General features: G+C 60.5%; 13 protein-coding genes and 1 pseudogene. 6 read left to right on the forward strand and 8 right to left on the reverse strand.

Annotated features, from left to right (window positions below):
* Positions 1-30: 30 nt before the first annotated feature.
* On the reverse strand, positions 31-1,560 hold the full coding sequence (gene pdxR / locus BPHY_RS31020) for a MocR-like pyridoxine biosynthesis transcription factor PdxR (protein WP_012405430.1): 1,530 nt from the start codon (positions 1,558-1,560) through the stop codon (positions 31-33).
* Positions 1,561-2,050: 490 nt separating this feature from the next.
* Here pdxR and phnY point away from each other — a divergent pair, with 490 nt between their 5' ends.
* The 3 genes and pseudogenes from phnY to BPHY_RS40190 all read left to right on the forward strand — a co-directional run.
* Entirely contained in the window at positions 2,051-3,508 is a 1,458-nt protein-coding gene (gene phnY / locus BPHY_RS31025) for a phosphonoacetaldehyde dehydrogenase (protein WP_012405431.1), read from the forward strand.
* Between the two features lie 417 nt (positions 3,509-3,925).
* Positions 3,926-4,264 (forward strand): GNAT family N-acetyltransferase, encoded by a 339-nt coding sequence (locus BPHY_RS31035; RefSeq protein ID WP_012405432.1) that lies wholly within the window; start codon positions 3,926-3,928, stop codon positions 4,262-4,264.
* Positions 4,265-4,530: 266 nt separating this feature from the next.
* A pseudogene (locus BPHY_RS40190) lies at positions 4,531-4,734 on the forward strand (SMP-30/gluconolactonase/LRE family protein); the annotation flags it as partial.
* 37 nt (positions 4,735-4,771) lie between these two features.
* Here BPHY_RS40190 and BPHY_RS31040 read toward each other — a convergent pair.
* On the reverse strand, positions 4,772-6,151 hold the full coding sequence (locus BPHY_RS31040; RefSeq protein ID WP_012405434.1) for an ATP-binding protein: 1,380 nt from the start codon (positions 6,149-6,151) through the stop codon (positions 4,772-4,774).
* Positions 6,151-6,813, reverse strand: a complete 663-nt coding sequence (locus BPHY_RS31045; RefSeq protein WP_012405435.1) for a response regulator transcription factor — start codon at positions 6,811-6,813, stop codon at positions 6,151-6,153. Before BPHY_RS31045 ends, BPHY_RS31040 begins: the two co-directional genes overlap by 1 nt.
* A 152-nt stretch (positions 6,814-6,965) precedes the next feature.
* Between BPHY_RS31045 and BPHY_RS31050 the strand changes: the two genes are divergently transcribed.
* Positions 6,966-7,340: a cytochrome b562 gene (locus tag BPHY_RS31050; protein ID WP_012405436.1), complete on the forward strand. Its 375-nt coding sequence runs from the start codon at positions 6,966-6,968 to the stop codon at positions 7,338-7,340.
* A gap of 35 nt (positions 7,341-7,375) precedes the next feature.
* A complete protein-coding gene (locus BPHY_RS31055) occupies positions 7,376-7,939 on the forward strand; it encodes a cytochrome b (protein WP_012405437.1) in 564 nt (187 codons plus the stop codon).
* A gap of 59 nt (positions 7,940-7,998) precedes the next feature.
* Here the strand turns inward: BPHY_RS31055 and BPHY_RS31060 are convergent, their stop codons facing one another.
* The 5 genes from BPHY_RS31060 to BPHY_RS31080 form a co-directional block, all read right to left on the reverse strand.
* Positions 7,999-8,508, reverse strand: a complete 510-nt coding sequence (locus BPHY_RS31060; protein WP_012405438.1) for a DUF2127 domain-containing protein — start codon at positions 8,506-8,508, stop codon at positions 7,999-8,001.
* Positions 8,483-8,830, reverse strand: a complete 348-nt coding sequence (locus BPHY_RS42105; RefSeq protein WP_157686872.1) for a hypothetical protein — start codon at positions 8,828-8,830, stop codon at positions 8,483-8,485. The genes BPHY_RS31060 and BPHY_RS42105 overlap by 26 nt, the downstream gene beginning before the upstream one ends.
* Before the next feature lie 74 nt (positions 8,831-8,904).
* Positions 8,905-9,495, reverse strand: a complete 591-nt coding sequence (locus tag BPHY_RS38890) for a histidine kinase dimerization/phospho-acceptor domain-containing protein (protein ID WP_052306205.1) — start codon at positions 9,493-9,495, stop codon at positions 8,905-8,907.
* Between the two features lie 1,268 nt (positions 9,496-10,763).
* On the reverse strand, positions 10,764-12,434 hold the full coding sequence (locus tag BPHY_RS31075; protein ID WP_012405439.1) for a bifunctional protein tyrosine phosphatase family protein/NAD(P)/FAD-dependent oxidoreductase: 1,671 nt from the start codon (positions 12,432-12,434) through the stop codon (positions 10,764-10,766).
* 85 nt (positions 12,435-12,519) lie between these two features.
* Positions 12,520-13,380: an MBL fold metallo-hydrolase gene (locus BPHY_RS31080; RefSeq protein ID WP_012405440.1), complete on the reverse strand. Its 861-nt coding sequence runs from the start codon at positions 13,378-13,380 to the stop codon at positions 12,520-12,522.
* Between the two features lie 84 nt (positions 13,381-13,464).
* On the opposite strand from BPHY_RS31080, the gene BPHY_RS31085 reads away from it, so the two are divergent.
* Complete coding sequence (locus BPHY_RS31085) at positions 13,465-13,785, forward strand: ArsR/SmtB family transcription factor (protein WP_041765698.1); 321 nt, start codon at positions 13,465-13,467, stop codon at positions 13,783-13,785.
* The last annotated feature ends 9 nt before the right edge of the window (positions 13,786-13,794 follow it).

Genomic DNA, 13,794 nt, shown 5'->3' on the forward strand with positions numbered 1-13,794 from the left:
ATGCTTGCGTTACCCGACGTTAAACCGCGTTCAGGCCCGCGCCCGTGGTTTTTGCTCGCGAACGACGGATGCCAGTGCCTGCACGCCGGCGTCGATCTTCTCCGGCTTGATGGCCGAAAAGCCCATGCGGAAGTATTGCTGCCGCTCGAGCCCCTTCATGAAGAAAACGTTGCCCTGCTCGATCAGAATGCCTTGCGCCTGCGCGTTTTCGGCAAGGCGCGTTGCGTCGAGCCAGGGTTCGCCTTCGACCCAGCAAGATGCGCCGCCCGTGATGGGCACATAACGCGCGTCGGGCATGTGCGCGTCGATCGCGGCCATCAGCAGTTGCGCGCGTTCGCGATACGCGTGCGCGAGCTTGCGCAGCAGCGTGTCGTGATGCCCGAGCGCGAGGAAATTCGCAAACGCCCGCTGGATGTACGCAGCAGGATGGCGAACCATCAGACGCCGCAACGCGCGCAACTCGCGGATCAGATCGCGCGGCCCCACCACATATCCTAAGCGCAAGCCCGGAGCAAACGTCTTCGTCAGGCTGCCGATGTAGATCACGCGATCCGCCGCGTCGAGGCTTTTCAACGCGGGATGCGGCGTGCCCGTGAAATTGTTTTCGCTCTCGTAGTCATCTTCGATCACGACAAAATCATGCTGCTGCGCGAGATCGAGCAACGCCTGGCGCCGCTCGAGCGGCATCGTCGCCGTCGTTGGGCACTGATGGCTGGGCGTCACGTACACGTAGTCGCATTGCGCGAGCACGTCGCGGTCTTCGTCGGTGCGAACGCCGCCCCCATCGACGGGCAACGGCAACAGCCGCGCATTGCGGTTCAGCAGGATATTGCGCGCATCGGGATAGCCGGGGTTTTCGAAGCCGACCGTTGTGCGGTCGTTCGCGAGCAAGTCCGCGACGAGATACAGCGCCTGCTGCGCGCCGATCGTCACGACGATCTCATCCGGTTTCGCGAACACGCCGCGCCTGGGCAGCACGCGCGTGCAAATCTGCTGGATCAGCGTCTCATCGTCGCGCTCGATCAGATCGGGCGCCCAGTTGCGGATCTCCATCACAGACAGCGCCTTGATGCAGCACTCGCGCCAATCGTTGGTCGGAAAGAGCGTCTGGTCGAACTGTCCGTAGATGAATGGGAACTGATATTTCTGCCAGTTGCCGGGCTTGACAATGTTGCGCTGCATCGACGGCGGACGTGGCACGCGCTGACCCCAGTCAGGACGCACGACATCGGCGACGCTCGGCGCGTTCGCGGCCTGCATCGACGCGAAGTCGTGCTGTCCTTCCAGCATCGCTGGATTGACAAAATGACCGCTGCGCTCGCGCGAAATCAGGTAGCCCTCTTCTACGAGTTGCTGATACGCGAGCACCACCGTATTGCGTGCGACGCCGAGTTGATCGGCGAGTTCGCGGCTCGACGGCAATGCGCTGTCGGGCATCAACTGGCCGTCGAGAATCGCGGCGACGAGCATCTGACGAATCTGGCTTTGCAGGCTCATGGTCGACTCGGTCGGCCGCTGGAACCGTTGGGCCCAGAGCGCCGACGAGGTCCGGCTTGACATGTTTCCTCCTGACAGGGCTGGGCGCGGCGCGAGGGACGAAGCGCGATTGCGCCCGATTTGCGCCGAGGATAGCGTCCCCGAGCGAAGACAAACCTATCGCTGGACTGCGGGAAAACCCGCCCAGAACCAGCCCATGTGGACTCAACGATCGGCCTCGTCTGGCTCTAACTTGTTACATTTTCTAATGACGATACTCTAATCAAACCGTTTCGCGCGATTGGGACAAGCCCCGGTCGATAAGAGCGGGCTTTGCGTGGCACGCGACTGCGATACTCGCGATCGAGAAAGCGACCGTCTACGAGATCAACTGGCCGCAACGCGGCGGTCGACACGCGTCGCGATGAACACGATCGCTCGGGACGCACGGCGGCCTGTCCGAACAGCTAGTGCCGCTGATCTTTAATCGACGCATCGACGAAGCGCGCGTCGCCGGCAAGCGTCCGCGCACCTTCGACGTGTTCGATCTTGTGTTCAACCATGTGACGGCGTCATGAATGCAAACGTGCAGTCCAACGATCATCCTGCGTTTCGCGCGGAGGCGCTGCGCCTGAAGGGCGAGCGCGCAACCCGTGCCCGCACGCTCGATGTATTCGATCCGTACACGGGCATGCGCGTCGGCACGGTGCCGATGGCGAGCGTCGACGACGTGCGCGCCGCGTTCGAGTACGCGGGCGCGTACTCCGCGAAGCTGACGCGCTACGAGCGCTCGCAGATTCTCGAGCGCGCGGGCATCCTGCTGCGCGAGCGTTTGGAGGATGCGTCGGACCTGATCTCGCTCGAATCGGGTTTGTCGAAGCAGGATTCCCGCTACGAGATCGGGCGCGTCGCCGACGTATTGAAGTTCGCGTCGATCGAAGCGCTGCGTGACGACGGCCAGAGCTTTGCGTGCGATCTGACGCCGCATGGCAAGAAGCGTCGCGTGTTTACGCAGCGCGATCCGCTCGCGGGGGTGATCGTCGCGATCACCCCGTTCAATCACCCGATGAACCAGGTCGCGCACAAGATTGCGCCGTCGATCGCGACGAACAATCGCGTGATCCTGAAGCCGTCGGAGAAGGTGCCGCTGTCGGCCTGCTATCTCGCCGACATTCTGTACGAAGCCGGTCTGCCCGCGCCGATGCTGCAGGTGCTCACGGGCGATCCGCGCGAAATCGCGGACGAACTGATCACGAATCCCCTCGCCGAACTCGTGACCTTCACGGGCGGCGTGGCGATCGGCAAGCACATCGCCGAGCGCGCGGGCTATCGGCGCGTCGTGCTCGAACTCGGCGGCAACGATCCGCTGATCGTGCTCGACGACGCAGATGTCGAGCGGGCGGCAGCGTTGGCCGTGCAAGGGTCGTACAAGAATTCGGGGCAGCGCTGCACGGCCGTCAAACGGATGATCGTTCAGAAGAGCATCGCGGCGCGCTTCACGGAGCTGGTCGTCGAGAAGACGCGCGAGTGGACGTACGGTGATCCGTTCGATACTTCGAACCAGATGGGTACGGTGATCGATGTCGATGCGGCGCGGCTGTTCGAAGCGCGCGTGAACGAAGCGGTCGCGCAGGGTGCGCGTCTGTTGACGGGCAACAGGCGCGAAGGCGCGCTGTATTCGCCGACGGTCGTCGATCAGGTCGATCCGTCGATGACGCTGATCCGCGAGGAAACCTTCGGCCCGGTCTCGCCGATTATCACGTTCGACACGATCGACGACGCGATCCGTATCAGCAACGGCACGCCGTTCGGGCTGTCGTGCGGACTGTGCACCAACCGCCAGGACGCGATTCCGCGCTTCATCAACGAGTTGCGCGTCGGCACGGTGAACGTGTGGGAGGTGCCGGGATATCGCGTCGAACTGACGCCGTTCGGCGGCATCAAGGACTCGGGCCTTGGCTACAAGGAAGGCGTTCAGGAAGCGATGAAGAGTTTCACGAACCTCAAGACTTTTTCTCTTCCGTGGGAGTGATGTTGTGGCATTGAGTCTGAACGACATTCGCGGACTGTTCGAGCTGCACGGCAAACTTGTCTATAGGAGCGCGCCCGTGACGCAGCTCGAACACACGCGCAAAACGGCGCGCTGCCCTCACGTCGGGTGTGTTTCGATGTGCATCGCCGCAGAGCTTCTGCATGACACGGCGTGGAGTCGCGCACTTTGATGCATATATGAAAAGCCGGCGCACACGGCGCCTATCGAATCGAACCAGGTGCGCTCGGAGCGCGAACTTAATCCATCCCATCGTTGCTTTCCCCAGCATTGAGGTACACTAAATTGGCGTCGGCGCGCGCTGATTGGATTCCACGGCTCGGCACTATATGCAGCGAATCCGAACCTGGCCGCCACGTTTTGGCCTCCACGCATGCCGACAACCCCAACTAACGGAGTATGCATACGTACATTTTTAAGGATCGCGCAGCTCATGTAATTGCCATCGAGCTCGACGACGGAAATCGCGCAGTGGCATGGCACCGCGCGGAGCCGGTCGGCTGGATCGAGTTCGAATATCCCTCCAGCACATCCTCCGATGCGACGGTCACGCTGCTTGATGCCTTCGTTGCGCCCGCGTACAGAAGAAACGGAATAGCCCACACGTTGCTCGCCTATGTGAGTCGCGAAATGGGCGGGCCTATTCAGATCAGCGTGACCGCACGCTCGCGCAGCGTCGAATTCGACGCGCTGTGCAGCAATCTGATGCACGAAGGATTACTCAGGTCAGTAAGTTAGGGAAAAGATGTCGACGTGGGGTTTGAGCCAGCGAGAAAAACTAGCTTGCCCGTTCCGCCCTGCGATGTCGCATATTTGTTGCTCCGAAACCCCCGCACTCGTTGAACGTCAGTATCTATCCGGACAGACGCACTGGCTGCTTCTTCCTGCTGGGTTCGTTGTCGGGCGGAGGCTGCACGTCCTGAGCGCCGTTTGCGCGAAAAGAGCAGGATTTCCGTCCGCAGGAAAATTCGAGAAAGAGCGCGCCGGCAACGACGGTGTAGGGCATTAATCAATGGTCAAATCGCCTCACAAGCTTCGATCGTAATGAGAACGGCAATCTGTCGAGACGTCGTGTATATGCAGATCTCGGCGAACGCCAGCCAGACGGTATCAGCATAGATCGCGAAGGTGGTATCTGGGTGCCATGCTTCAATACGGGTGAAGTGCTTCGCGTTCTGCACGGCGGGGTTATTACAGATCGCGTATCTGTTGGCGACAGACGTATTGTTGGGAGGCCAGAAAGCGTCACGAGCCGTTCCCGTCCCGCCTCTCGTCGACTAGCGCATGGGAAGGCAATTCGACGCGCACACCGAGGCCCTTCCCGTCTATTCCGGCCGCGTACTCCAGTTTGCCGCGCAATTTGGCGACGATGCGGGCGACGATCGACAGGCCCAGTCCGCTTCCTTTCTCGACGTGGTTCGCTGCACGAAAGAAGCGATCGTGCAGGCGTGACAGGTCCTCCTGCGCGACACCGGGGCCGTCGTCTCGCACCTCTAGAAACACCGAGTCCGCATCGCTCCAGATAGCGATTTCCACGCGCCCCTGCGAGTGCCCGTACTTGATTGCATTGTCGACGAGATTGTCGAGCAGTATGCGCACCAGCGCGGGCGGTGCACGCACGATGGTCGCTCCATCGGCCCGCAGCATCAGCGACATCTGCTTGCGGTCCGCGTAGGCACGCTGGTCGACGATGCATGCCCTGGCCATGTCCGCGAGATCCATCCGCGCACTGAGAAGCGGCGCGCTTTCCTCAAGCCGCGCCAGCGCGAGCAACTGGTCGGCCAGGTGCGTGCTCCGGTCCACCGCTTCCACCACGCGCTGCATGGCGCGACGCTGACGTTCCGGATCGCGCGCAGTGAGCGCGACTTGTGCCTGGACCTTGATGGCGGCAAGCGGGGTCTTGAGTTCGTGGGCCGCGTCGCCGGTAAAAGCTCGCTCGCGATCCAGCGACTCGCGCAGGCGTTGCAACAGCGTATTGAGCGCAGCGACGAGCGGAAAGACCTCGTCTGGAACGCCTTTGTCCGCGATGGCGTCGAGACTGTCGGGTGATCGTGCCTCGATCGCTTCCGACAGTGTGCGCAAGGGTGTCAGGCTGCGTCCGATCGCAAACCAGACAAGCACGGCCAGCACAGGCAACACCAAAGCGAGTGGGCGGGCGATGCGCTGCGCGACCATCGAGGAGAACTCCGAGCGATGCATGCGCTGCTGAAAGATTCGCACGGTACGGCCGCGCGCGGTATCGCCGAGCACATAGACACGCCACTTCGCATGGTCGACCCGTAACAGGCCGGATGCGTGGGCCGGACGTGCCGGCAGGCCGAGTGACGATAAACCGGGACTCGCGGCCAGGACCCGTCCATCGGCAGCAGTCACCTCATACAGCAGCCGCATTGACGCATCGTTGTCTCCGTCGTCGTCGCGAGGCGTGAGGCTCGCGCCCGCAAAAGCCGGCAGATCACCCACGTCAAGCACGAGCAGCGCACGGGCGACCTGTTCGATGCGCGTTTCGTCCCATTCCTCGACTTCATGGATTGCCTGGTGATAGCTCGAGTAAAGCGAGTACAACCACACCAGGACGATGGCAGACAACACCAGCAAGGTCAGACGTCGCCGGATCGACCGCATCACGTTGCCTTCTCCACCACATAGCCGACGCCGCGGATCGTCCGGATCAGCTGGGCGCCCAACTTCTTGCGCAGGTTCGAGATATGCACCTCGATCGCATTGCTTTCGATCTCCTCGTTCCAGCCGTAAAGGCTATCCTGGAGACGCGCGCGAGAAAGAGGACGGCCCTGATTCGCCAGCAGTTCGACCAGCAGTGCGCACTCGCGCGAACTGAGCGCGATGCGCTCGCTTCCGCGCATGACCGTCAAGCGCTCGGGATCAACCAGCAGGTCGCCGTATTCAATCGTATCGGTGCTTCGCCCCTGCGAACGCCGCACGAGCGCGCGACAACGCGCGACCAGTTCCGTCAGGTCGAACGGCTTGCCGAGATAGTCATCTGCGCCGGCGTTCAGGCCACTCACCCGATCGGCAACGGTGTCGCGCGCAGTCATGACAAGCACGGGAGTATGATCACGGCGCTTGCGAATCCAGTCGAGCAGCTCGGTCCCCGACACGCGGGGCAGGCCAAGATCGAGTATGACCAGGTCGTATGGCGTCGTTTCCAGCGCCAGTTGCGCGTGCTTGCCGTCGCACGCCCAGTCGACCGTCATGCCCGCCTCGATCAGGCCGTCTTCCACGCCGCTGCCAATCAGCCTGTCGTCCTCGACGAGTAATACGCGCATGGTGTCGTGCTCCTGTTCGTTCCTGGCGGCAACGATAACCGCTTACACGGAGGTGTATCAAGGCCGTGCGCCGAGATGGCGGTTCGTTAAGATTCCGTTAACCTGACCTGCCTATTCTCGCGGGCATTCACCGTCCCTCAGGATCAATGCCCATGGCTATGCTGCCGTTCCACCCCCTTTTCCGCACGTTGCTGTGCGTCTCGCTGCTTGTGGCCGCGCCGCTAACCCATGCAGGCGAGATCAAAACACTGATGAAGGACATGAAGCTGGCCATGCAGGGCGCGATGTCCAGCACCACGATACCCGAGCTGCGCGGCTACGTGGCCAGGCTCGAAAGCGACGCGCACAAAGCAAGCCGTCAGCCTTATCGCAGCGACCCATCCACCTACGATGAAGGCATGCAGGCGTTGCAGCAGGAGCTGGCCGAGGTCGACCGTGCAATCCAGGCAGACGACATGGACGCCGCCAAGCGCGCCTTGCGCCGGATTAACGGTACGAAGAAGCATTATCACGACCTGCTGGGCTGACAAACCTGAAACGCGTTTGCACAGGAATCCCGTACATGAAACACACGTCCCGCTACCCCTTCTCGATCAGCTTGCTGCACTGGGTGCTGGCCGTCGCACTGATTGGCAATCTGATCATCGGCTGGATGCTCGACGACAACGAGGATCTGCTCACACTTCACAAGTCGATCGGCATCGTCATCCTCGTTCTCGTGTTGGTCCGCGTCGTGATCCGGTTGCGCATGCGGCGTCGACTGCCGCCGTCGACCAACCAGGCCGGTACCCCGGCTTACCACGCCGAGAAGACCGTCCATCACATCCTCTACGTGCTGATGCTCGTCATTCCGCTGCTCGGTTGGCTGAAAACCAATGCGGCGGGACACGTGGCAAGTTGCTTCGGGCTCTTTTCCCTTCCAACGCTGGTATCGAAAAGCCGCGAGCTGTCATACTGGTTGGGGCAACTGCATGCGCTGACGGCCTACGGACTGGCCGCACTGGTCGCGTTGCACGTGTTGGGGGCGCTGGCGCACCGGGTACTCAAGTCGGAAAACATTCTTCCCCGGATCCTGCCTTTGCCTCGGCGCGCTGAACAGAAGATGCCAGCGAGCGATCGAGGTTGAATCGTCCGCGCGGCGCTCAGGTCAGATTCCACCTGGCAGGCCAGTGGAACGCGACGCACTCAGGAATTCGCCATGGCTGCTCGCTCCCTGCTTCGAAGGTATCGGTACTCGTGCCATGTGAGAGCAAAAATGACGATGTCCAGAGCGGTCACGAGCAACAACCAAACTGAATGCGTGAATGTGTATCGGTAGCCCTGATACGCGATGAACAGGCCAAAGACGATCATCGAGAGAGGGTAATACCAAAGTCTCTGTCGCAGAAGTCCGGCGATCAGCCAAAGCTTTATCATGCCGTGCGCAAGCAGATAGATTGCAGCAAATTTCTGGGCTCCGATGGACAAATGCTGGACGGTATGGAGGAGAAGGTTGGCCACGAGATCATGGGGATCTTCGGCGAATTCATCCTTCGTGACCCAAAGCACGAGGATCAAAAGAAATTGCGGCGAAACGAAGTATGCGGCAAAGCCAGCCACGATTTCTGAAAATGCGAACACTGCCTTAAACCACAGGCTTACTTTAAGGACCAGATGGAGATCACTGCTGTCAAAAGACCTCTTCAGGCTGATCACGGCAAGATCCTCGATGGTTCACACGGCCATTTGCGGTTTTCGAATGCAGATTCCAAGTCGGTCCAGCTGCCGCTCCGCTCCAAAAATATGGTTTTTCACGCCCCTCCGAAGATCCGCAATTCGATCGCAAATCGGCTTTCGCACGTTTCGTGACCGCAATTAAAAAAACGAGCCCGGACAAGGTCCGGGCCCAAAGTAGGCGGTCGTTGCTGATTGGCCGAGACAAAATCGGCGCCGCGGCGAGACGCAACTGCGCAACGACCACCCGCGTGGCCAAGGTAGATTCCATTTCACAGGAGGCAACATCGGAGTTGATATCCATTCGGACTCCTGTCGGGCTTCGTTTTTATTGGGAGAATTGACATCGCTAACGCGTCTCAGGCCTAACGGCTAAACTCAGGCCGGCCCCGTATCGACGGCCTCCACGTCGACCGTATCGACTGCGCTAATCAACCGGACGTCCACCCGGCCCCCTTGCGGCGTGTACCGGATTGCGTTGTCGACCGGGTTCGACAGCCTTGATCCCAAGGACGCCTCGTCGCCTGCGACGTAAAGTGAATCAGACCGGGGCTCGATCCCCGCGCGCTCAAGACCCACATCGATTTCCTTTTGTTCAGCGAACACGGACAGGTCCGCAACAACCTGAGACGCAAGTCTCGCAAGGCTTGCACGAGACTTTCCGTTACTGGTGGCCGAGTCTTCCCGGGCGAGCGACAGCAATTGTTGAACGAGATGAATGGCACGGTTTGTCCGCTCCTCTAGCTTCTGGAAGAGCAAGCCAGCGCCTATACCCGGAATTTCGTTGCGTGCGACGTGAATCTCAAGCTTCAGTGCTGTCAACGGGGTTCGCAATTCGTGGGCAGCGTCCGCAACGAACACGCGTTGCGCATGAACCGCCTTGGCCAGTCGGCTCAAAAGGTCATTCAGTGCGTTCACCAGAGGAGCTTTTTCCGTCGGAATATCATTGGCCAGGTCGACGGGCGTCAACGTCTCCTGGGAACGCGCCGCGAGAGACGCAGTCGCTGTACAGGTCGCAACGCTCGCCTTACTACAAGTAAAACCAAAGCGATCTCAAGTGGGATCATTCCAAGTAATGGCCAGAGCGTCCTGGACGCCACCTGCAAAGCGAGCTTATCGCATACCGAAACCGGTTGTCCTACCTGAACAAATCGCGAAGCCTGTTCGACTCCGAAGACGCGGAAGTGACGCTCTGTTACCTCAATAACATGGAAGCCAGGCATTTGGCGCGTACGCGGTGACCCGGAATGGGTGTCGCAAGTCAGATTACCGTCACCATCCCATACCTGAATTGCGACACAATCATCCCCTATCCGGTGGAAACTGCGCGACTCATCGCGTTCGCGGTGCTCGTATAAGATAAAGAAGGCTGCAACGACCCGGCGACGGAGCGCAGTTCGTAGTCGGACAGCTCGTTCGCTTCTTCCAACGCGCTACAAAAAAAGCGCATATCCCGCGACGATACTCACCATCTCCAGTCCGACAAGCAACCTGGCGAGTAGCTGTGACCGTAAGGACTTCACGCTTCCTTCACAAGGCCTACCGCTGACAGTTGATTGTCTTACAGTGTATTGCCTAATGTCAGGCACGACATCTGTGAACAACGGTTCTCCCAGTATCGTTCCGAGAAGCTTAAGAGGCGCTTAACTTACCGACCGGGTGCAAGTAAATCCCTCACTTCGCGCATGCCTGTTGTAACAGCACTGCCCGGCTAAGGTCAGCTGGCGCTATCTGCCGACGCGCCAGAAGACGGCTGTTGTGCGCGTGTCGGGCCTGGTTTCCCGAAGAGACAATAAGATCCGCACTCATCGCCTGCTCGAAATGGCCGGGTTCATTGCAGAAGACAATGTAGCGTCCCGGTGCGAGAGTGAAGCGGGCGATGGCGCTTCGTCCTGACTGCGGTTGGTACATCTGTCGGTGTCAAATGAAAAGGCTCCTTACCCACCATGAGATTGCCATGCTGCTTGTCGTGTTCAGTTCGGCGGGGCAATTTGTTCCGGCAGACCCCGACCTCGTGAGTCTTCAGCAGGAGCGGCTTATGGAAATAGACGCCGTGAGTTCTGACGGAACCTGGTCTCGCGTAACACCTGACGGAATTGAACTGATAGGACGTCTCGGGCTAACGAAAGCCTCGACCTGGCCGCGTTGAAGTGTTTGTCCATCGCAATGTCATGTCGGCGCAGTGGCTCGGACCGTTATCGAACTATCCTTCCGGCCGATTCGTTCGAACCATCGCGTTATCGATCAGCAAGTGTGGGACGCGCCATCCACTCGCGACCCTTGAGCATTCCGTCCCAGTAGAGCGGCGGCAGGATCCGCTCCTTGAGGAACCAGGCAAGACGCGACGGTCGTGTGCCGTCGAGCAGCCACGCAGGAAAGCTCGGCGCAACCTTGCCGCCATAAAGAAACTCGGCGAGCACCACCTTGCCGCGCTCGACCGTGAGCGGACACGAACCGTAGCCATCGTAAGTCGCCAATCCGCCGACGCGGCCCAGACTCGCCAGCACGTTATGGGCGACGACAGGTGCCTGTTTGCGGGCGGCTGCCGCAGTCTTGGCATTCGTTGTGCTGGTGGCATCGCCCAGCGCATAGATGTCCTCATACCGCTTGTGGCGCAACGTGCCGGGGTCAACGTCTATCCAGCCGGCAGCGTCGGCAAGCGGACTCGCGCGAATAAAGTCCGGGGCCGTCTGCGGCGGCACCACATGAATCATGTCAAAGCCGGTTTCGACTGTTTCCTTGCTGCCGTCAGGTAACGTGCGTTCGAAGATGGCGCGCCGGCGAGGGCCATCGATGCTTTTCAACGCATGGCCAAAGCGCAGGTCAATACCGTACGCTTCCACATACTTCATCAGTGCCGGTACGTAATCAGGTACGCCGAACAACGCTGCGCCCGCGTTGAAGAACTGCACCTGCGTATTTTGCAGCGTGCCATTTCGGCGCCACGTGTCACACGAGAGATACATGGCCTTCTGTGGGGCGCCGGCACACTTGATCGGCATCGGCGGCTGCGTAAACAATGCCTTGCCACCGCGCAGTGCCCCGACCAGTTCCGCCGTGTACGGTGCTAGGTCGAAACGGTAGTTCGACGTCACGCCGTTGTGTCCCAGCGTCTCGACGAGGCCTTCGACACCGTGCCAGTCAACCTTGATGCCCGGGCAAACGACGAGCCGCTGATAGCGCACTCTCCGGCACCCCTCAAGCACCACCGCATGACTGTCCGGTTCGAACGCCACTACTGCGGCCTTGAGCCAGCGCACGCCGCGTGGCACACGCGATGCCATCGTGCGCGCGGTGTCCGCCGCGTCGAATATTCCCGCTCCCACGAGCGTCCAGCCGGGCTGATAGTAGTGCACGTCGGCAGGATCGATGATCGCGATATCCAGTGACGGATCGCGGGCGCGCAGGCTCGACGCCACAGCAATACCGGCTGCGCCGCCACCGACAATCACCACCGAATGTTCGGCCTCGACCACGTCTAACGGTGCTTTCCCCGCATTGGCAATACGCCGCACCACCGCTCCGAGGTCGTATCCCGCGTTCGCTGTGGTGCGCTCGATTTCCGCAACGCTTAGCCTGCCCGCTTGTGACAGCGCCCACAACGTCGCAGACCGCGTGCCCGTGCGGCAATACGCCACCACCGGTTTGGGTAGTTCCGCGCAAAGCGCGGCGAAGGCGGCTGCCTGTTCGTCCGAGGCCTGCCCTGGCACCACGGGCTGATGAACGGCCCTCAGGCCGGCGGCCTTTGCCGCCTGCGCGATTTCCTCGAAGTTAGGCTGGTCCGGGGCCTCGCCGTCAGGCCGGTGACACACGATTGACCTGAAACCCAGCGTGAGCAGGGTCGCTATGTCAGCGACGGCAATTTGCGGGGAGACCGAAAGATCGGGTGTGAGGGAACGCACAATCATGGCATGCTTCCTGAATCAGTTAAACGGCGGACATTGGACCCCGACGCGCCCTCACCTGCCGGACGCGTACATGACCCGTGTTAAGTCAGACAGCATTCAAAGGGATCTTGAGATACCGCACGCCGTTCGCCTCTGGCGGCGGAAACTCACCCGCGCGGACATTGATCTGCACCGCTGGCAGGATCAGTGTCGGCATCGCCAGAGTCGCATCGCGTGCCTGGCGCATGGCGACAAACTGCTCTTCGCTTACGCCGTCGTGTACGTGGATATTGCGCTCACGCTGCTCGCGCACCGTCGTTTCCCAAGCCGGTTCACGTCCTTCGGGTGGGTAGTCATGGCACATGAATAGCCGCGCTTCGGCTGGCAGGTCCAGCAGCTTGCGGATCGAGCGATACAGCTCATGCGCATCACCGCCTGGAAAGTCGCACCGCGCGGTGCCGACGTCGGGCATGAAAAGCGTGTCCCCGACAAACACGGCGTCGCCGATCTGGTACGCCATATCGGCCGGAGTGTGCCCGGGCACATGCATCGCCCTGCCCGTCAGAGCACCGATGGCAAACATCTCGCCATCCCCGAAAAGGTGGTCGAACTGCGATCCGTCCAGACGGAACGACGGCTCGAGGTTGAAGAGCGTCTTGAACACACCCTGCACACGTCGGATATGCTGGCCGATCGCGATGCGACCACCCAGTTCGCGCTTGAGATAGGCGGCAGCAGAAAGATGGTCGGCGTGTGCATGTGTCTCCAGTATCCATTCGACATGCAACGCACGCTCACGCACGAAAGCGATCACCTGGTCGGCACTGGCCGTCGACGTCCGCCCTGCCTTGGGATCGTAGTCCAGCACGGGATCGATGATGGCGCATCCGGCATGGCCCTCTGCAAACACCACGTAAGTCACCGTCCAGGTGGCGGGGTCAAAGAAGGGATGAATGATCGGCTGCATGTCTAATCTCCGGGAATGAAAACATTCTATTCACATACAATCTATTTTTCAATATACTATGTTGACATAGATTGAACATCGGCCATGAAAAAACCTCGTCTAACCATCGATCTCGCCACCATGCAGGCCGGCGCCGCAGATGCGTGCGCCCTGCTCAAGGTGCTCGCCAACCCCGATCGCCTGCTGCTGATGTGCCAGCTTTCGCAAGGCGAGATGTCCGTCGGCGAGCTCGAGGAACAACTTGGCATCCGTCAGCCCACGCTGTCGCAGCAACTGGGCGTTTTGCGGGAAAACGACCTGGTCGCTACTCGCAGGGATGGCAAGAACATCTTCTATTCGGTGGCGAGTCCGCAGGCGCTCGCCGTGATGGCGGTACTTTATGAACAGTTCTGCCCAAAGCAGTAAGGAGACGCA

Origin of the sequence: Paraburkholderia phymatum STM815, assembly GCF_000020045.1 — a bacterium.
Lineage (GTDB): Bacteria > Pseudomonadota > Gammaproteobacteria > Burkholderiales > Burkholderiaceae > Paraburkholderia > Paraburkholderia phymatum.

Bases quoted from the DNA above. Each gene is read 5' to 3' on its own strand.
- pdxR (WP_012405430.1), bottom strand. From the start codon at position 1,560: ATGTCAAGCCGGACCTCGTCGGCGCTCTGGGCCCAACGGTTCCAGCGG.
- phnY (WP_012405431.1), top strand. From the start codon at position 2,051: ATGAATGCAAACGTGCAGTCCAACGATCATCCTGCGTTTCGCGCGGAG.
- BPHY_RS31035 (WP_012405432.1), top strand. From the start codon at position 3,926: ATGCATACGTACATTTTTAAGGATCGCGCAGCTCATGTAATTGCCATC.
- BPHY_RS31040 (WP_012405434.1), bottom strand. From the start codon at position 6,151: ATGCGGTCGATCCGGCGACGTCTGACCTTGCTGGTGTTGTCTGCCATC.
- BPHY_RS31045 (WP_012405435.1), bottom strand. From the start codon at position 6,813: ATGCGCGTATTACTCGTCGAGGACGACAGGCTGATTGGCAGCGGCGTG.
- BPHY_RS31050 (WP_012405436.1), top strand. From the start codon at position 6,966: ATGGCTATGCTGCCGTTCCACCCCCTTTTCCGCACGTTGCTGTGCGTC.
- BPHY_RS31055 (WP_012405437.1), top strand. From the start codon at position 7,376: ATGAAACACACGTCCCGCTACCCCTTCTCGATCAGCTTGCTGCACTGG.
- BPHY_RS42105 (WP_157686872.1), bottom strand. From the start codon at position 8,830: ATGGATATCAACTCCGATGTTGCCTCCTGTGAAATGGAATCTACCTTG.
- BPHY_RS31075 (WP_012405439.1), bottom strand. From the start codon at position 12,434: ATGATTGTGCGTTCCCTCACACCCGATCTTTCGGTCTCCCCGCAAATT.
- BPHY_RS31080 (WP_012405440.1), bottom strand. From the start codon at position 13,380: ATGCAGCCGATCATTCATCCCTTCTTTGACCCCGCCACCTGGACGGTG.
- BPHY_RS31085 (WP_041765698.1), top strand. From the start codon at position 13,465: ATGAAAAAACCTCGTCTAACCATCGATCTCGCCACCATGCAGGCCGGC.